A 16565-nucleotide genomic window follows, 5' to 3' on the forward strand; every position below is an offset into this window, starting at 1 on the left:
GTTTTCAGTTAAGAATAAAAAACCACCCGGAGGTGGTTATATTAATAATTAATCCCAGCATGCATAAGGATAGCTAGTAGGGGCGAGAACGGTTCCTTCTGGAGGATTTGTTAGTGTAATCGTCCCATTATTGTATGATTTACTTAAGTTTGAGTATGGACCATTCAGCATTGTAGAGAGAGGTTTAATATCCACCGAATTTGAGTTAATGCTAACGCGAATATAGGATGGAGGAGGCGAACCATCTTGCACACTCTTGTAGAAATCAACTGCACAATACTGCTTGGCATAGAAGAATCCATAATACCATGAAGGACGAACTATCATCCCAATACGGCCGTCCCATAGCAACTTCATATCCGATGTAATAAACTTAAATGATGTAAGTTTAGGATTATTAATACACCCATCAAAAAGATTATTATCATCCTTCCATGTATAAACCCCTTGCTTTCTTGGTCCTACTTCTATGGAATAAGGCTTCCCACCTGATGGTATGTATGTGCAATATCCATAGGATTGAGCTGAATATACTGTTATCTTGTATTTCGTTTGATTATCAATGGTTATACTGTAATACGTAGCAGAGAGTAATGGAGCAGACAGCAAAGAAAAGGACACTAAAACAGATAATTGCAAGGCTTTACGCCTAATTGAATTAATAATTCGCATAGTAATTCTCCACATATCAATGTAAGAATAATAAAAATACATAAACAGCCATTGGATATCTTGACAACAATTAACAGAACTGCATTATTAATTTTATCATGGATTTTTTGTTCTGCTTTTTGGTAATAACAAATTTGTGTAAAAGAGAAACTTGTCTACGAGATAAATTCAGAGTTAAATTCTTCTCAGTTTAATAAATCCCCGGCATTTTAAATACCACGCCGGATTAAATAACTACTATCGAGCACTCTGTCAGTAGAATGCTCTGGATTAGCTATTGACACTGGGTTTTGATATATTCCTGCAAGTATTTCGTTTGCTGCTCGTTCTCAACAATCATTCTTCGGAGATCGAAATAATCTTGTTCAACTGCTGGGTTAGCTCGTGGGGTGGCTGCATGGCCCACGCCTGAGGAGGCAGTGGCTTCGCTCTTTGGACAGGTTGCCGCGATGCGCAACCTGAGACGACCAGCGGCAACATCATTGCGAAGAACATCAATTTCAGATTTCGCATTTGTAAGCTCTCCCGTGTGTTTCACATCTAATTCGTTTAGCATTGAGATGTGAGAATTCTGATAGTTGATCGTATCTGTGAGTTTCTGGATTTCTGATTGCCGCTGTTTCGCAATATGCCGTTCTTTCTGTAACTCAGAGTGATAATAATACTCTGCCAATGAAATAAGGATCAACGCTAGTATCGTGTAGTAATGAAAGCTAAATTTCATAGCAACAATACCCCAGAAACCAACCCCATCCATCTTTACCTATCAAAGTAAGAACAAAACCAAACAGAAACAATCTTCCGGCCAACGAATGTCTATTCATCCAACCCCCAGCAAGTTAATTCCGATTCCTGGGCGCGTCGCTCAACCTGACCATAACAGCCGCTTGCCTGCCCTTTGGTTTGTCGGCAATCTCGACCATCGTCAAATACCCAACGCTTTACCTCAGCACAAGCACCTTTCTTATCTCCGGCATTCAGCTTTCGATAGAACGTGGAAGAGAAGCATTTCGATGGGCCAATGTTATACGGGCAAAAGCTGGCAATACCTGCTATCTGAGGTTCAGTTAATGGCACCCGCACATTGCGTTTTACCCATGCGATGGCCTGCTTTGCTTCTTGTGCATTGAGGTCACGGCACTGATTCGGTATTAACCTCATCCCTTGACGAACGGGAGCTCCATCAATCCGAGTCACACCTCGGCAGATTGTCCAGACTCCACCCGCATCCTGATACGTTGATAACCGGTTACCCTCTTTCTCGTCCAAAAACTGAGACAGTATCGCCATAGCACCTGCACCAGAGAGAGCCAGACCGATAATCGCAGCACTTAATTTACTGGTCTTTGTCATTGCGGCTAAACTCCCGATGCTTGTAGTACCAGTTGACCCCAAAAGTACCAACAGTGCAGATAATGCCAATAATGATAGCCCAGTCGTTCAGCGACAGAGCGCCAAGCATTACTGTAAAAGCGCCCCAAGTATATGCAATAGGGCTGGTGTATTTGTCCATACGCATAATTCCATCCTACTGATGGGGTGATCATTTAGTTAATTTAATTGTTTGGGCTGATTTGCCCGGTATTGATTTAAAAGACTCAGTGAGAACCAGACTTCACTGTATTAAGAGAAGAACGTATACTTATAACAAATTTGCATTACCTGAAATACACATTTTTATGAGCTTAATTTACATACGACTATATGTTAATAAAATTGTTGTTCGCAACGTCAGTACTGGTAAAGAAGTCTCTGGTACCCCCGACACTCCCTTTACTACATCTCGTTTATTACTAAGGTAAATGATACCTGCAATGTTTTTGCTTAAAAAACTAATAAAAAAAGTGAGGAAAAATACTTGGTATAACTTTTTTTTATCAAACCATCATGTGATTATTCAGCCGATGGAAATGAATGAAGGTGGACACAGTCAAGTTGAATTCAGAGCTTATATAGATCTCGCTAAGAACATTACTTCAAGTCAAAACGTTAATCTCTGTTCACCGAGATTACTACCACTTTCTGACGATGAAATCCGCCAAATACTATCCAACAATTCATTATTTCGCCATAACAACTAATGAGAGAAATTCAAATAACCCCTCACCTCAGCGAGGTAGTTATTCATATCATCGCCCCAATTTGCTGCTTAGTTTGATTAAAGTATTCTTCTTCTAATTCTACACCCAAGACACGACGATTCAGCTTTAGTGCTGCTTTTAGTGTTGCGCCCGATCCCATAAAGAAATCTGCCACTAGATCTCCTTCCCGGCTGCTAGACTGGATAATATGTGCCATCAAATCGGCTGGCTTTTCACAAGGGTGTTTGCCAGGGTAATACTGAACAGGTGGAAAAAACCAGACATCAGTATAAGGCACATCTACCGTCACCGAGAACGGACGGCGCAGTAGCCCATATTCCAGACTCAATTCCTCATATTGGCGTGACAGAGTAAGATGAGATTCTACTAACTCATGATACAACCTGTTTAATTCTCCGTTCTGGTGTTTTTCTCTGGCTATCCGAGCGAATAGTACTCGCAGCTTTTGGTAATCCACTTCATTGGGTAATTGCCATTGACTATCGCTGAACCAGTGGCTGGCCATCTGCTTTCCCGTTGCCTTATGAATTTCTTTTGCTGTGACACCTAACGCCTTCCGTGCGTTGCGAAAGTAGTCCACAAGCGGTTTAAAGACATATTGCTTAAGTTCGCGGCACTGATGGAAATACCCATCACCTTTGGGTTGATAAGGCCCCTGATAATGTTCAGCAAATATGATCCGTTCAGTAGCAGGGAAATAAGCCCTTAAACTTTCTTTATTCTGTCTGCGCCACGGACCAGAAGGTTTTGCCCAGATAATGTGGTTAAGCACATTGAACCGTTCACGAACAAGGATTTCCGTATCAGACGCCAGACGCGAACCACAAAACATATACAAACTGCCGTTGGGTTTCAGCACACGCCAGAATTCAGTCAGTACTTCATCCAGCCATGCAAGATAAACCGTTACATCCTCCCATTGTCTGTCCCAACCACACTCTTTTACCCGAAAATAGGGCGGATCAGTGGCAATTAAGTCTATGCAGTTGTCTGGTAACATTTTGATAAATCGTAGAGAGTCGTCATTAATTAATGTGATATCACTTAAATTCACAATATTTTCCATAAATCGATACTGGCTTACTCTCTGGTTAGCACAGAACAGGCGAATGGCTGGTGTTGTCAACTCCACCAGCCGTCCATTTCACCGCTTAAGAAGTTACCCCATCAGGGGCAACGCTTGAAAAAGGTGTCGTTGTCCCGGCTTTCCATCAATCCAGCCAGACAAAATTGAGTTAAAAGTAATTGGCAACGCGGCGTTGATAGCCCCGTCAGAGTTGAAACATCAGGAATAGAAACCCAGTCATACATTGGTACGGTTTCTAAAACACATGAGGCTATTGTTGTCATATCTTCATGTTTTAGCATGATAATTTAAACCTTTGGTCAGTTAACGTGCATAGACACACATGTAACTCTGACCGATGACAACAGCAAGTTTTATCTGGATTTCAGGCAATAAAAAACCCCGCACTGGGCGAGGCTATCAGTCACGAATGCTACTATCGCAACATATACTAAAATGGTGGCTCATAAGTTCAAAGATGTCAACACGTTCGTGACAAAAGTTTTGATTTTCTTTCCTGTTCCCGTCTTATAAAGGCATCTTGCAATGGTTGATAAATCAAATATTCCGTTGTTCTTAATATTTCCTCAACCTCACGCCGACAAGTTGACATTGATGGCTTTCGCTTACGCAACATACCATTTCTGCGGATCATAATTCTTGGCTGAACCGTTGCATGATAATGCCTAGCAATTGCTCTATCAGATACACAATAAACATATCGACTAAGCAACATCCCAAATGCAACCCGATCAATATGGTAAATATGGTCTACTACCCTAGCGATTAACATACCATCATCATCATTACATATCGGACGTTCTGGATAACCTCTCGGCTCTACTGTCGCCATAAACTCAGCAATCATACTGCTCTGACGTTTATCAAACCTGCCAGAGTAAACCCACGCGCCAAACTTAGATAACCAATCCTGCAACCAGATTTCTTGTGATTGGCTCAACTGTAGCCCATCCGTTGGAAACATCACACCCGACATAGCCGTACCTCTTCAACTTCCTTTTTCACTTTTGGTCATTAGTCTCGCTCTGCATTAAATAAAATCGAACAGCTGAGAGGCGACATTCTCAGCAGCTTCTCTAGTCGGGAAATTGCGATACAATATAAAGTTCCAAAGCACGTTTAATGTGGCTTTATAAAGTTCCTGAAATTCCATCTCTTCCATTTTGGCAAAGCTGATTGAACGAGGTTCACGATATAGACTTCCGTTAGGCATCTCGTAAGTGTCATAGTGCCCTGACTCCACTGTTGCCCAGCGCCGAAAGGTATCAAAGGATTTGGTGGCAGTAATGTTCTGGGCTCGGTTTTTGGATATGCCAGCAAGATATTCATCCGCAGCGGATTGTAAGACATCTTCACTGCCCGCGAAGTGTGCAAGAAATTGTACGTAGCCACGCACAAGCGCTTTCTCTTTCGGGGAAATAGTGCCTCCAGTAGGTTGCCAGTATTCATAGCCAAGATTCAGAAGGGCAAAATATTTACGATGGAAACGCGGGTTACGTGCTTTCTTAAAATCCGCATAAAGCACATCGCCACACTTCACTTTGAAGTGCAGGTATTCCCTAGCTGCGGGAGTCGCCGGTCTCAGGGTGTCATTCGAGATTTTGATAAAACTATGCTGCGTCATCACTTATCCTCAAAGTTATGACACAGCAGCTTTTGTTTAGGTTATCGGATGTTCAGGCCGATACGAATAGAATAACAGGTGTTAGTATTAATTCCCAATTTTACTTTCTATTAAATAAGTTAACGACGTTTGTATCTTGTTGTGTCGTAGATATATTAATACTACTCTTCAATTGTATTCTGGATTGAAAATCAAGTACCTGTGATTCTGACAAAAATCCCTTAGGAACTGAACATAAATCCTCTAAATCTCCTTTTGGGAAACCAAATTCCTCAAGAAGTGTTTTTTTACTAAAAGTTCCAGAATCCAATAATAGGTTCAAGCACCTAGGTAACAAACGAACCGACTCTGGTTTTCTAAGATCATCAAGCGGCTCTCCTTTTCGCCAACCTCTAGCAGAAATATTTTTATATAACCTCTGATATTCCAGAGAAGATATTAACTCTAAATTTCTCGCTCTAAGGATCATAGATTGTGCCGACATCCCCCAGCGATTTTTTAAAGATATGAAATTCTGTAATGTAGGATATGGCGGAAGCTCTACAGAAAATGACTCTTCCGGCAACATGAAACTCGACGCAAACTTATGTGCTTGCTCTTCTATTGGATTAAAATTAATAGCATCAAATTTATTTATATATCGATGTAAGACTATATGACCTAATTCATGAGCAGCATCAAATCGACTACGATAATAGTTATCTTTGTCACTAGCTAAAACCACATACGGTCTATTCTCTAAGTCATTCCATTGAGAATAGCCATCCATTACAGAACTACCTTGTTCAAATCTGGAACAGACTATCCCCGCATTCTCCATTACAAGCAATAGATCATCTATCGGTGCAATACCTAATCCCCAAGCTTTCCTACACTCAAAAGCCATTCTTTCAATCAACTGATCATCTATCGCTCTGTAATCCTTTACGCTAAGATGAGGAATGTTAACTTCTGGATAATCAAGATATTCTTGCATCTTACATGATAACTCTTGAAACCATCCCATGTATCGCTCTGAGGCAATACATAAGTCTTTTGCCGTGGTTGAAAGTGTTCGAAAGAATACTGGTTTTTTTTCGTACTTAACAATAGGCTTTGTGAACCAACTTACCGGGCAATTAAGAATCTGACTTAAGCTATGCAATACTTCTGCATCGGGGGAATGATTACCGTTTTCCCATTTGGTAATAGTTGATGGCGAACGATCCACTAACCTACCAAGGTTAATTTTCGATAATCCCCTCGCTTCTCTTATCTGTGTCAACCTTTCAGATTGGAAACCAGAAATTCCCACTCTCATAATGTCTCACCTATTCTATTTTTCCTGATCCTTCAGGCGCTTCTTGAGCTTAGGTAAAACCATATCAGGAATGACTATCTTTTTCTCTCCAGTATAGAGCGCTAAAAGCTCCGTTACAGATTTATTATAGTGAAAACCTTTCATATTGGTAAAAGGAACCACAATCCTTAAATCCATCATGCTGGCCTGAGATTCATGATATGGTGGATTAATATTTATTAACAACACACCTAACGTATCAATGTCATTATGATGTTTACTATCTTCTTCTCTAAAAAGATCTGGAGTATAGCCTTCAAATTTTTCATTCAATTGGGCTATCAATGAACGATGTTTCGCGCCCCTTATGTGGCGCTCATCGTGATTTAACCCAATACGGCTAATTTTAACACCTTCTGAATCAATAATAATATAATGCTCCCCTTTCGGGGATGTATCAGCATCGTAACAAAGATAACCTGAACGACTTGCAGCTTCCCTCAAAGCTGAGTTAAGGCCATAGTGCCTAGCCTGAGGCCTAAATCTACGTTGCTCCGGCTCACCAAGTTTTAATATATCGCCTATAGTTACTTCCTGTGCTGCGGCATACTTAGCATATAATTCATCTTGTACGTTAAGCCAAAAATCACGCCTGAAAGCGTTTATTATCAAATCGGTAATATCACTTTGTGTGTCGTTAATGCTCATTTAGATACCCTGATTGCGTTAAGCAGATTTTATGGTATTTTTTTTTCGTTTTGAACGCAAGCAATATACTTAATATGTAATTTGTACGTTACAAATACAACTTCAACTCTTATACCATCCCAGTGTGTTCCAGCAGGCCACTTCACTAGAAAAACAATATTCAGCTACAAAAAGGCTTTCCCACACACTTTTCACTTTGCTGTTTATGCAACTGAACTACCTACTTTTTTCATGAATGATCATCCATCCTAATCAGCATAGTGAGGTATTCATTAACTTTGTAAGATTCCCTATCCGATCTTCGAAGAGTACAATTGAGCTTCAGCATCTCCAGCTCTTAGTTATCCACCAGCAATTCTATTTTGGTAAAGCCAGCATCCTGCTGGCGTTTACATTGAATCGACTAGCTTTCAAGTCTAACTTTGTAAGATAGCGATGTTTTCGGCACTACACCAAAATGGGATAATTAATAAATACCCCAATTATCTAATAGAATCAGTTTACTGTTTATGGTCATATTGGTCTGCCTCTTTTGGTCTTTAGTTAAAATGCTTTGTCCGCGTATCGGCGCTCTTTTTGTTTAGTCTGTTGCTGTGTACGACATATTTCAGCAGCAACAATTTGATCAGTTGGTAAGTAATGCCCGTTTTTAAATTCCTGGAATATCGTTCCGGTTTCACCGTGACGATTTTTATCCAAAATAATCTCAGCATAATTTCTGGCTGGACTTCGTGGGCTATAAACAACATCCCGGTAAGTAAAAATAATCCTGTCTGCATCTTGCTCTAAGCTACCTGAATCTCTTAAATCAGCCGCAACAGGACGACGTTGATGCATTGGCCGCTTATCAACTTCTCTTGATAACTGACTCAATGCGGTAACTGGTGTATGCAGTCGTTTAGCCAGTCCTTTGAGGACCCTAGATATTTGAGCGATAGCAAGATCATTACGTTCGGCTTTGGGCTTTTCTATCAATCCCAGATAATCAACAAAAATTCCTTTCAGATTCGGATACCTGCGTTTATGAGTTTCACTGATAGCACATATCTGCTCAACGCTTAATTCACTAGCATCAAGAATATGAATATCGCGATCTATTAACTCGCTTATTGCGTTAGATATACGAACCCAATCTTCATCATAAAATTCACCACTTCTCAATTTGGAAACTGACAGTTGGGCAGAACCAGCAACCATACGCTCTGTAATTTGTTGTGCTGCCATTTCCATTGAAAACAGCAATACTGCCCCTCCATGCCTCGTCATACCCTCAATCATGCAAAGTGCCAGTTCTGTTTTGCCCATGCCGGGACGACCGCCGATGAGAATTAAATCAGTTGGGTTAAATCCTCCCGTCAACGAGTCAAATGGCTCAATACCTGTCATAATCATGCCGCGACTATCCTCACCTAAGTTACGCCTCTCCAGTGTGTCAATGTACCCTTCAACCAATGTCTTGATGTGCACGGGAACTAGGTTGCCAGTATCTCGCATTAACTCCCCCATAGTGGACATAAAGCCCGCTATGACATGTTGTGCTTGAGTATGATTTTTAGTTTCCAGTAACGCCTGTTGACCGGCGTTGATCACTGCTGTAACCCGCCGAACATACCAATATTCACTAACTTTATTGGCATAGCCTTTCAGGTTTGCATTCCAAACAGGGCTCTTACTCAACTCCAGGACATTAGCTAATGTATTACCATCTCCACTCATAGCCTCAGCGATGAATATTGGATCAATCAGGGAGCTACTGAACGCTTGTTTTTTGATTTCAACGTAGACACGACGCAAAAAACCTGAACTAAACGCCTCTTCTGGTAACGTTGCAAGAACATCGTAAGCATCCTGCGTTGCACCACCTGACAACAATCCGCTTATAACCGCAGACTCTAGATTGAGCTCATTCATACTACTGCCCCCTCCGGTAACTATCCCAGTCAAAAGCCAACACTACCCCACCCTGTAACACTCGATCTAACACTCGGTCCCCTAAAAACACCGGCAGGTCATTCATTGGCAAATTACTGATCAGGATCGTTGGTAATAAATCTTCATATCGGTTATTAATCACCTCAAACAAGATATTTCGCTCTGATTCAGTGCCGTATTGAACGCCAATCTCATCGATGATCAGCAAATCCAACTCACTGTAAAACCTCAGTGTCTCGAACTCGCTGGTGTCAGCATCATTACTCCATGAACGACGAAACGCCCTGATAATACGTGATGCAGTTGTAATAAACGCACTGATACCGTTCTGAGTGACTATTTCACGGCATGTCGCAACAGCCAGATGAGTTTTCCCGGTACCAAGACGGCCACACATGATGATCCCCTCACCCGCAACTTTGCGTTCTTTCCAGGTCTGAACATAACTTCGGCAAGTCTTCAGATTATGTTGAGCAGCTTTGTTAATAGGCTGATAATTTTCAAAGCTGGCATGTTCAAAACGTGGAGCAATGTTAATTGATTTCAGCAAATCAAAAGTGTTCACTTCACACCTCCCGAATCAATTTCCTTAGCCCAGTAAGCGCTATGAAACTCATATTTTTTATTTTCATAACCAGTATGATTATTTAATTGAGTTCGTGGGTTTTGGGATTTTTCAGGGAATAATCCCTGCCATCCATTCGCAATAGAATTACAAATCACTTGATCAGGGTGATCACATTTGGCAAGTTTTATACCCTGCTGCTTGCACATAGTCTCCGTCAGAGGTTTTTTTATCTCTCGTCTAAAATTAACCCAATCAGCCCATACATCGGCGCTGACGTTTTCAGGCTTAGCTGTAAGAGGATCAAATTTTATTTTTTCCTCTCGCTTTTTCCCTTGAAGGGTAAATGAGGTTTTAGGTTCTATGACTGGTTCAAAAGAGTGATTGGTTCTGTGACTGGTTCTGGGTGCAGCATTTGCACCACTGGGTGCAGGAGATGCACCACTAACCCCCGTAACATTTGCACCACTGAGTGCAAGAGATGCACCATATTTATTACTGGAATTGTCTAAATGGAGTAAATACACATTTGATTGATTCAAACCGTTCTTCGTTTTCCTTTCCTCAACATTAACAATGTTATCCTTAACTAATTGTTTAATATGGTTTTGTACAGAGCGTTCTGATATTTCGCATTGTTCAGCAATGTAAGCAACTGACGGCCAGCACTCTCCTTGGTCATTAGCGTTATCAGCCAGCTTAATCAGTACCAATTTACGAAGTGGATTACCGACTTTGATACTCATGGCTTTTACCATCAATAACATGCTCATAATCAAGCTCCAAGTATTTTAGCAATCTGACAGCAAGCTGACTCACACCGTTCAAGGGTAAGAGACTCTTCCAGCAATTTGGCCTTTTGCCGTTCATATTGTTCCCAGATATTTAACGCAACTTCTCTGTACCCTTCATAAATTTCTGAAATTTGCTCTATAGTTACAAACTCACCACTCAGGCGAAACTTATTACAACAGACGATCTTTTCTATGGTTCTAAGCATTGGTCTTGCCTCTTTTAAACGTTTGTCAAAGCATGCAGTGCTGATATCGCAACAGTTATTTGTTGTGATATGTCACTACCTCCTAAACCTCCCAATAGAATTGCAATTATCACTGCCGTAAATTCACGAATCGCAATAGATATCAAATAATTAATTGTTTCACCATTAACTCTAGCTTTGCGTTCAAGTGGAAGGGCTGATTGAATAGCGGGTAACAACTCTGATACTTTTCTTCGTGCCGCCCTTGAATCACTGCGCAACCACCTGAAAATTTGCTGCCTGTTATTATTGATAGCTTTCCAATTAGCATTTCCATTTATTTCAATGGGGTGCAGTTTGGCTGATACCGTTCTTTCACAAAGCAAGAAGTACATTCGGCTTATTTCGATTGCTACATACTCCTGCCCCTTCTCTGCTGCCCACGCCTCGACTTCGGCTTTCAGGGCGTTGATATTTTGTTCCATTGTTTACGTCTCCTGTCGCAATGTTGATTATTGAGAATCAGTTTTTTTACTGACTGCTCAGTTAGCATTTATTTCAGGCCATATTTTCTGCCAGTCATGAGGACGAAGATCTTGTCTTGTCACTTTTCCATTGGTTGCATTTTCTATATCAAAACACCTAACGGGAGGAACTGGAGCATATCCATGTGCCATTTGTGATAAATAGGAGCTGGATACCCCAAGCCTCTCAGCAAGAAGTTTGGCTTCACCTCGCTTTAAATTAGAAATGTAATCATTTAGTTTCATAACTACCCCTTTTAGAAATACAGAAAGTTTAATAAATACTAAACATTTGTCAAGCATTTGCTTATTTAGTAAATACTAATCACAATTTAACTGGTAGGAAAAATAGTTAAATCCCAGATACGTAGGTTCTTATAAATAAAATGAGCATGAAGAACATCAGGCAACAACGCCTAAAAGATTGGTTTTCCGATAAAACTCTTCCTGAAAAAGAGAAGAGTTATTTGTCACAGCTTATGAACGGTAAAGCATCTTTCGGCGAAAAAGCCGCGAGACGTTTAGAACAAGACTATCGAATGCCAGATGGTTATTTAGACGCCGATACAAACACCCCCGAATTAGGAAGTCCACTACAAGTAACATTAACTCCTAAACAAAAAGTTCTTCTAGAACTGTTCGACGAACTACCAGATAGTGATGCCGATGATCTGATAAAAAATCTTGAAGATAAAAAACGGCATTATGATAATTTACTAGAAGAATTATTACATAAAAAGAAGCAAAAGAAAGCATAGAAAAAAGTCGCCACTCGACTTTTTTCTTATTTATCAATAAGATTTTTATCTTACTCTGAACCCTACGGAATAAACCGTTAACCCTCAATCACTCAATCCAAAAATTAATTAACCTTTAACTAACACTAAAAAATTATCATGCTATATGCATGGAGAATCTCTAAAACTATCTTGGCCATCCTATTTTATAGTGCTATCACCAAGGGAAAATTCATTCAGTTCACACCTTGAAATAGATATAAAAATAAAAATTAAAATAAATCAAATAGTTAAACTTAACACTTCGATAAGCTCTTCTCGTTGTTTAATTTTTACTTTACTTTAAGTTTATTAATTACTAAACTTGATTTCAACAGCAAACAGGCAGGACGCCCACGCAGTAGCTGCTACCAGCATATGAAGAGGTAGATGATTTGCTAATCAGTAACACGGCACAGCAGCCGTTTAGGTTAAGTGTTCAGAACCAAATTTACAATTTCAATTGTCATGAAGGAGGAGAACCGCAGCGCTCAACATGACCTGCCATGATTACCACACATGACAACTGTATTTACCTGAATGGAAGAGGAAAGATCAACCAACACCAGGATTCCCCAGCCAGCGGTGGGAATGGTACGAAAAACACTGGCAGTTGATGCGTTACGGTTCTTCTTGCCGGGTTTCTTAGAAACTGCGTGAATCAACGGACGGCGGGGAAAGACCCGCACATTAACCAATCGAACAACAGCTCTTATGTGTAATGACATGCAGAATATAAATTAGACCGATTCATCGGCCTGTTTAAAGCATTTATTAAAACCATAATCCCTGAATGGTATTTATCGTTGATCAGTCCGTACCAACTAATACCAATATGGAGAAAAACTAAGAATAAACAGATGTAAAAAAACCCACCGAAGTGGTGGGTTCTTTTACCCCGGATCGCCGACCAAAGCTAACCGGGAATTTCTACTAACGAGAACTAACTCGCTAGAAGAGGCAAGACCAATGATTTCCATCATTGATCGTTAATAATATATCAGGAGTTGCTATGAAAGCACAACAAGAAACAATACAAGTAAAGCTCTATGTTCACGCTATCGAAAATAACATTTCACGAAAAATGAACATCACTGTCTTACCACATGACGCAAGTAAACACGGAAATGCGTCGATCTTTGGTACAGTTGTCGCTATTCATGATATAGAAATCCCGTATCCAAATATTAGTCGCTCAGACTTTATAAATTCACAAATTGACACTTTAAAGAAAGAACAAAATAAAGTTCTTACGGAAGCTCATGCTAAAGCATCTGAACTTGATGACCGTATTCAATCACTGTTATGCATTGAAGAAAAACCAATTTCTAAACCTGATGAAGAAATTCCTTATTAATTCTTAGGTGTATTTATGAAAAACATAAATGATGTAATTAATTTAATCCTAGATAATGGTTTAATTGCTATTGAGCATGAAAATAATAGCGATACAACAAACGAAACTATGCATATATCTATTATCGGTGGCAAAAGGCGGGTTGAATATTACCCAACGACGGGAATGGTTTATTCAAATGCTGTCAAGGGATTATATCCAAAAGTCAAAATGCCAAAAGCCGGGATTAAGGCAGCAATAAGACTGGCAAAAAAAGCAATTCATTAAAGAGGTAAGACCAATGTTCACATATATCTGTGTCTTTGAGCCGACAAAAAAAGCTCAAAAAAATGGGGCCGTACCACTTGCAATCGCACTCAAAACCAATTCCGAAAAACTGGCTAAAGCTATGGCCATTGTTTACCTTGGGGAAGAGTACGCGGACGATATGAGCAACTTCAACACATCAAAACCGATTATTTGTAAAGATATACAAGGCTCCCCTCGCCCACCAATTGGTAAATTTGACGAAAAATTTGCTACTGAATACGAGTTCAACGGCACCACATGGCAGGCTAGAACACTCGAACCAACGAAAAACTCATCTATTACTACGCGTGATTTTAACCACACTTACGCCACGTTAGATCTGGAAATTGCACTGGCATTACTAGACGGTGACTTTCATTGCTGGGCGATTATGTCACATAGTATAAAAGAAGCTAAGCAACTGATAGCAGACAACAATGAAACATGGAGGCAATGGTCCACCGCATTTCGCATCAGAACCGACGCTCTGTCCATTCCAAGAGAAACGCTTTTCAGCATCGTGCGTGAAGGTAAACGCCGTCCTGAATTTCTGGCCGATGTCATCGCTATGAAGGAATTTTTAAACTGTGCTTTAGGTAATACCGACATATCCATTGAATTACCAGAAGAGCAACCCAAAGTTTCCGATTATCCGATGTCAACATCAGAAGCCTCAATAACAGATGTCGCTCCAGATGAGGTTGAACCCCCACAGGCGGCACTACAGGTTAAAGAGCAAAAAAGCGAAACCACGTCTCTTAAGACCAGAAAAACCAAGCAAACCAAAGAGGACAAAGCGGTAGAAAAGACTGCACAAGACACTACGGCGGATGATGAAGTCACCTCATTGCCTCCTGCTGCTACCCTGAACACCAATGATGATAACTTCCAACATCGTGCCAATTTGCTGGAAGAAACTATCAAGGCACAAGGCGATGAGCAGCAAACGAATCTCCGTATCTGGAAAGCAGTCCAACGCACCGATCCCCACTTTACAAAACCATTAGAGGGAATGGGGTTCAACGGTACAAGCATAAACAGTAACTATATGTTTATGCGGGCAACAGAACTATTCGGACCATTCGGTTATGGATGGGGCTGTAATGTCACAGAAGAAAAACTGATCAATGGCGCCCCCATGTCAGAACCTATCTATGACGATAAAAATAAACAAATTGGGAGCCGATTCTTACGTGATTCTGACGGCACATTAATATGTGAACAAAATCACTCTATCAAAATTCTCTTTTGGTATCTGGTCGAATGTGACATTTGCGCTGAAATTGAAAGTTATGGTGCAACACCATACATGTACAGAACCAAATATGGAATTAAAACAGATGGAGAAGCCATCAAGAAATCACTCACCGATGCCATAAAGAAAGCGTTATCGATGCTTGGATTTTCTGCTGATGTATTTATGGGTATGCATGATAACCCTGAATATCTGGCCGACAACAACATTGAATTTGAAATCAAGGCCGCCAGTGATAAGGCCGAGGATCTAGTCAGATTACGCAAGGAACTAGACGATAAGTTCACCCGTAATACAGAAACTATGCGTACCGCTGTCAGCAAAAATGAAATTCGCGGCATAGCATCTACCCTTATCCGTGAATTAGGCATTCATTTAGGCAACGCCAAGGCCAAAGGAGACAAGGATTACGAAAAGTACTTATCCGGTCGTCTGCGTCGCTTGAATGAAATAGAGAAAGAATGTTTAACTCAATTAGAGAAAGCAAACTAATGACTACAACCGCAATTGCATTAGCAGCAGATTATGAAAAATTACAACAGTTGGTAGAAACTGGCGAATTCTCGCCAGAAGATATCGCCGATACACTTGAAAGTATCGAATGTACTATCGGTGATAAACTTGATGCTATCATGATCCATGTTCGCAATATCGAAGGCCAAGCCAAGACTCTTGCTGATGAGTCTAAGCGACTTACTGACCGTAAAAAATCATTCGAAAGGCAAGTAAAAAACCTAAAAAAGTATGCCCTGGATTGTTTACTGAAAGCGGGCATGGATTCACTACGAACTACCAAAAACACGTTCACAGCCAGAAAAGGTCTTATGAATGTCATCATTGATGATGAGTCAAAATTACCTGATGAGTTAGTTGATGTGCAGACAATTACCGCCCCGGACAAAAAAGCCATCAAAGAAGCTATTGAAAACGGTATCAATGTACCAGGAGCTCATATTGAAATCGGTGAGAGAAACCTGCAAGTACGTTAATATTCATTACGTCCCACAAATACTGGGGCAATAAATAATATGGAGTGATTTATGGCTGCACGATTAGAAATCATTATCTCGTTTGATGAAAACCTAAATAAATACCAAGTAGAATGGATAACAGGAGAAAGTCAAGATATTACAGATGAAGAAAAGAAAATCATTGCTCAGTTAAAAAATAAATTACTGGCCTCAATGGAAAATGAATTAACTGGGAATAACCAACATTACCTCCATTAGATATTTAACATTACCTTAAATTAACACAAGGTAATAATGTCAGAAAATAAATTCCACAAGCATGTAGAATTTACGTTTGTATTTCTCGGCATGTATCTATTAGATGGAAAACAGCAGCAGAATGCGAGATTGAAGGTAAATTAAAAGAGACAGACCCATGTTAAGACATTCTCACAGCAAAAATGAAA

At 40.2% G+C, this 16565-nt stretch carries 23 protein-coding genes; 6 read left to right on the top strand and 17 right to left on the bottom strand.

Annotated features, from left to right (window positions below; genetic code table 11):
- Positions 1 to 48: 48 nt before the first annotated feature.
- The 16 genes from KZ793_RS18320 to KZ793_RS18395 all read right to left on the bottom strand — a co-directional run bounded on the left by KZ793_RS18320 (position 49) and on the right by KZ793_RS18395 (position 11718).
- Positions 49 to 672: a hypothetical protein gene (locus KZ793_RS18320; protein ID WP_225816640.1), complete on the bottom strand. Its 624-nt coding sequence runs from the start codon at positions 670 to 672 to the stop codon at positions 49 to 51.
- 274 nt (positions 673 to 946) lie between these two features.
- Positions 947 to 1429, bottom strand: coding sequence for a lysis protein (locus KZ793_RS18325; protein ID WP_317987484.1), 483 nt, complete (start codon positions 1427 to 1429; stop codon positions 947 to 949).
- Positions 1430 to 1488: 59 nt separating this feature from the next.
- Positions 1489 to 2025 (bottom strand): lysozyme, encoded by a 537-nt coding sequence (locus KZ793_RS18330; protein ID WP_225816641.1) that lies wholly within the window; start codon positions 2023 to 2025, stop codon positions 1489 to 1491.
- Positions 2009 to 2191 (bottom strand): phage holin family protein, encoded by a 183-nt coding sequence (locus KZ793_RS18335; protein WP_225816642.1) that lies wholly within the window; start codon positions 2189 to 2191, stop codon positions 2009 to 2011. Before KZ793_RS18335 ends, KZ793_RS18330 begins: the two co-directional genes overlap by 17 nt.
- A 605-nt stretch (positions 2192 to 2796) precedes the next feature.
- On the bottom strand, positions 2797 to 3840 hold the full coding sequence (locus KZ793_RS18340; protein ID WP_225816684.1) for a DNA-methyltransferase: 1044 nt from the start codon (positions 3838 to 3840) through the stop codon (positions 2797 to 2799).
- 101 nt (positions 3841 to 3941) lie between these two features.
- Positions 3942 to 4142: a hypothetical protein gene (locus KZ793_RS18345; RefSeq protein WP_074524840.1), complete on the bottom strand. Its 201-nt coding sequence runs from the start codon at positions 4140 to 4142 to the stop codon at positions 3942 to 3944.
- Between the two features lie 179 nt (positions 4143 to 4321).
- Entirely contained in the window at positions 4322 to 4837 is a 516-nt protein-coding gene (locus tag KZ793_RS18350) for an antiterminator Q family protein (protein WP_225816643.1), read from the bottom strand.
- 54 nt (positions 4838 to 4891) lie between these two features.
- Complete coding sequence (locus tag KZ793_RS18355; RefSeq protein WP_225816644.1) at positions 4892 to 5485, bottom strand: DUF1367 family protein; 594 nt, start codon at positions 5483 to 5485, stop codon at positions 4892 to 4894.
- Positions 5486 to 5585: 100 nt separating this feature from the next.
- Positions 5586 to 6785, bottom strand: coding sequence for a helix-turn-helix domain-containing protein (locus tag KZ793_RS18360; RefSeq protein WP_225816645.1), 1200 nt, complete (start codon positions 6783 to 6785; stop codon positions 5586 to 5588).
- 15 nt (positions 6786 to 6800) lie between these two features.
- Positions 6801 to 7472, bottom strand: coding sequence for a hypothetical protein (locus KZ793_RS18365; RefSeq protein ID WP_049582242.1), 672 nt, complete (start codon positions 7470 to 7472; stop codon positions 6801 to 6803).
- A gap of 543 nt (positions 7473 to 8015) precedes the next feature.
- Entirely contained in the window at positions 8016 to 9383 is a 1368-nt protein-coding gene (locus tag KZ793_RS18370; protein ID WP_049582243.1) for a replicative DNA helicase, read from the bottom strand.
- A gap of 1 nt (position 9384) precedes the next feature.
- A complete protein-coding gene (locus tag KZ793_RS18375) occupies positions 9385 to 9969 on the bottom strand; it encodes an ATP-binding protein (RefSeq protein ID WP_225816646.1) in 585 nt (194 codons plus the stop codon).
- Positions 9966 to 10727 (bottom strand): helix-turn-helix domain-containing protein, encoded by a 762-nt coding sequence (locus KZ793_RS18380; protein WP_397443635.1) that lies wholly within the window; start codon positions 10725 to 10727, stop codon positions 9966 to 9968. Before KZ793_RS18380 ends, KZ793_RS18375 begins: the two co-directional genes overlap by 4 nt.
- A 17-nt stretch (positions 10728 to 10744) precedes the next feature.
- Positions 10745 to 10969 carry a hypothetical protein gene (locus tag KZ793_RS18385; RefSeq protein WP_049582246.1) on the bottom strand — a complete coding sequence of 75 codons (225 nt, stop codon included), beginning with the start codon at positions 10967 to 10969 and terminating at the stop codon, positions 10745 to 10747.
- Positions 10970 to 10983: 14 nt separating this feature from the next.
- Positions 10984 to 11433: a toxin YdaT family protein gene (locus KZ793_RS18390; RefSeq protein ID WP_225816648.1), complete on the bottom strand. Its 450-nt coding sequence runs from the start codon at positions 11431 to 11433 to the stop codon at positions 10984 to 10986.
- A gap of 57 nt (positions 11434 to 11490) precedes the next feature.
- A complete protein-coding gene (locus tag KZ793_RS18395; RefSeq protein WP_225816649.1) occupies positions 11491 to 11718 on the bottom strand; it encodes a transcriptional regulator in 228 nt (75 codons plus the stop codon).
- Between the two features lie 140 nt (positions 11719 to 11858).
- Between KZ793_RS18395 and KZ793_RS22735 the strand changes: the two genes are divergently transcribed.
- A complete protein-coding gene (locus KZ793_RS22735) occupies positions 11859 to 12230 on the top strand; it encodes a hypothetical protein (RefSeq protein WP_317987485.1) in 372 nt (123 codons plus the stop codon).
- Between the two features lie 509 nt (positions 12231 to 12739).
- On the opposite strand, the gene KZ793_RS18405 is transcribed toward KZ793_RS22735, so the two are convergent.
- A complete protein-coding gene (locus KZ793_RS18405; protein WP_225816650.1) occupies positions 12740 to 12976 on the bottom strand; it encodes a hypothetical protein in 237 nt (78 codons plus the stop codon).
- A 284-nt stretch (positions 12977 to 13260) separates the two neighbouring features.
- On the opposite strand from KZ793_RS18405, the gene KZ793_RS18410 reads away from it, so the two are divergent.
- The 5 genes from KZ793_RS18410 to KZ793_RS18430 all read left to right on the top strand — a co-directional run bounded on the left by KZ793_RS18410 (position 13261) and on the right by KZ793_RS18430 (position 16377).
- Positions 13261 to 13605: a hypothetical protein gene (locus KZ793_RS18410; protein WP_225816651.1), complete on the top strand. Its 345-nt coding sequence runs from the start codon at positions 13261 to 13263 to the stop codon at positions 13603 to 13605.
- Positions 13606 to 13620: 15 nt separating this feature from the next.
- Positions 13621 to 13872 (top strand): hypothetical protein, encoded by a 252-nt coding sequence (locus KZ793_RS18415; protein WP_225816652.1) that lies wholly within the window; start codon positions 13621 to 13623, stop codon positions 13870 to 13872.
- A 160-nt stretch (positions 13873 to 14032) separates the two neighbouring features.
- A complete protein-coding gene (locus KZ793_RS18420) occupies positions 14033 to 15640 on the top strand; it encodes a hypothetical protein (protein WP_317987486.1) in 1608 nt (535 codons plus the stop codon).
- Positions 15640 to 16137 carry a siphovirus Gp157 family protein gene (locus KZ793_RS18425; RefSeq protein WP_225816654.1) on the top strand — a complete coding sequence of 166 codons (498 nt, stop codon included), beginning with the start codon at positions 15640 to 15642 and terminating at the stop codon, positions 16135 to 16137. Before KZ793_RS18420 ends, KZ793_RS18425 begins: the two co-directional genes overlap by 1 nt.
- A 51-nt stretch (positions 16138 to 16188) precedes the next feature.
- A complete protein-coding gene (locus tag KZ793_RS18430; protein WP_011147664.1) occupies positions 16189 to 16377 on the top strand; it encodes a hypothetical protein in 189 nt (62 codons plus the stop codon).
- Positions 16378 to 16565: the final 188 nt, after the last annotated feature.

Source organism: Photorhabdus antumapuensis, from assembly GCF_020387775.1.
In the GTDB taxonomy this organism is placed as follows: domain Bacteria; phylum Pseudomonadota; class Gammaproteobacteria; order Enterobacterales; family Enterobacteriaceae; genus Photorhabdus; species Photorhabdus antumapuensis.

Coding starts and splice junctions, on each gene's coding strand:
- KZ793_RS18320 (WP_225816640.1), bottom strand. CDS start 672: ATGCGAATTATTAATTCAATTAGGCGTAAAGCCTTGCAATTATCTGTT.
- KZ793_RS18325 (WP_317987484.1), bottom strand. CDS start 1,429: ATGGATGGGGTTGGTTTCTGGGGTATTGTTGCTATGAAATTTAGCTTT.
- KZ793_RS18330 (WP_225816641.1), bottom strand. CDS start 2,025: ATGACAAAGACCAGTAAATTAAGTGCTGCGATTATCGGTCTGGCTCTC.
- KZ793_RS18335 (WP_225816642.1), bottom strand. CDS start 2,191: ATGCGTATGGACAAATACACCAGCCCTATTGCATATACTTGGGGCGCT.
- KZ793_RS18340 (WP_225816684.1), bottom strand. CDS start 3,840: ATGGAAAATATTGTGAATTTAAGTGATATCACATTAATTAATGACGAC.
- KZ793_RS18345 (WP_074524840.1), bottom strand. CDS start 4,142: ATGCTAAAACATGAAGATATGACAACAATAGCCTCATGTGTTTTAGAA.
- KZ793_RS18350 (WP_225816643.1), bottom strand. CDS start 4,837: ATGTCGGGTGTGATGTTTCCAACGGATGGGCTACAGTTGAGCCAATCA.
- KZ793_RS18355 (WP_225816644.1), bottom strand. CDS start 5,485: ATGACGCAGCATAGTTTTATCAAAATCTCGAATGACACCCTGAGACCG.
- KZ793_RS18360 (WP_225816645.1), bottom strand. CDS start 6,785: ATGAGAGTGGGAATTTCTGGTTTCCAATCTGAAAGGTTGACACAGATA.
- KZ793_RS18365 (WP_049582242.1), bottom strand. CDS start 7,472: ATGAGCATTAACGACACACAAAGTGATATTACCGATTTGATAATAAAC.
- KZ793_RS18370 (WP_049582243.1), bottom strand. CDS start 9,383: ATGAATGAGCTCAATCTAGAGTCTGCGGTTATAAGCGGATTGTTGTCA.
- KZ793_RS18380 (WP_397443635.1), bottom strand. CDS start 10,727: ATGGTAAAAGCCATGAGTATCAAAGTCGGTAATCCACTTCGTAAATTG.
- KZ793_RS18385 (WP_049582246.1), bottom strand. CDS start 10,969: ATGCTTAGAACCATAGAAAAGATCGTCTGTTGTAATAAGTTTCGCCTG.
- KZ793_RS18390 (WP_225816648.1), bottom strand. CDS start 11,433: ATGGAACAAAATATCAACGCCCTGAAAGCCGAAGTCGAGGCGTGGGCA.
- KZ793_RS18395 (WP_225816649.1), bottom strand. CDS start 11,718: ATGAAACTAAATGATTACATTTCTAATTTAAAGCGAGGTGAAGCCAAA.
- KZ793_RS22735 (WP_317987485.1), top strand. CDS start 11,859: ATGAGCATGAAGAACATCAGGCAACAACGCCTAAAAGATTGGTTTTCC.
- KZ793_RS18405 (WP_225816650.1), bottom strand. CDS start 12,976: ATGTCATTACACATAAGAGCTGTTGTTCGATTGGTTAATGTGCGGGTC.
- KZ793_RS18410 (WP_225816651.1), top strand. CDS start 13,261: ATGAAAGCACAACAAGAAACAATACAAGTAAAGCTCTATGTTCACGCT.
- KZ793_RS18415 (WP_225816652.1), top strand. CDS start 13,621: ATGAAAAACATAAATGATGTAATTAATTTAATCCTAGATAATGGTTTA.
- KZ793_RS18420 (WP_317987486.1), top strand. CDS start 14,033: ATGAGCAACTTCAACACATCAAAACCGATTATTTGTAAAGATATACAA.
- KZ793_RS18425 (WP_225816654.1), top strand. CDS start 15,640: ATGACTACAACCGCAATTGCATTAGCAGCAGATTATGAAAAATTACAA.
- KZ793_RS18430 (WP_011147664.1), top strand. CDS start 16,189: ATGGCTGCACGATTAGAAATCATTATCTCGTTTGATGAAAACCTAAAT.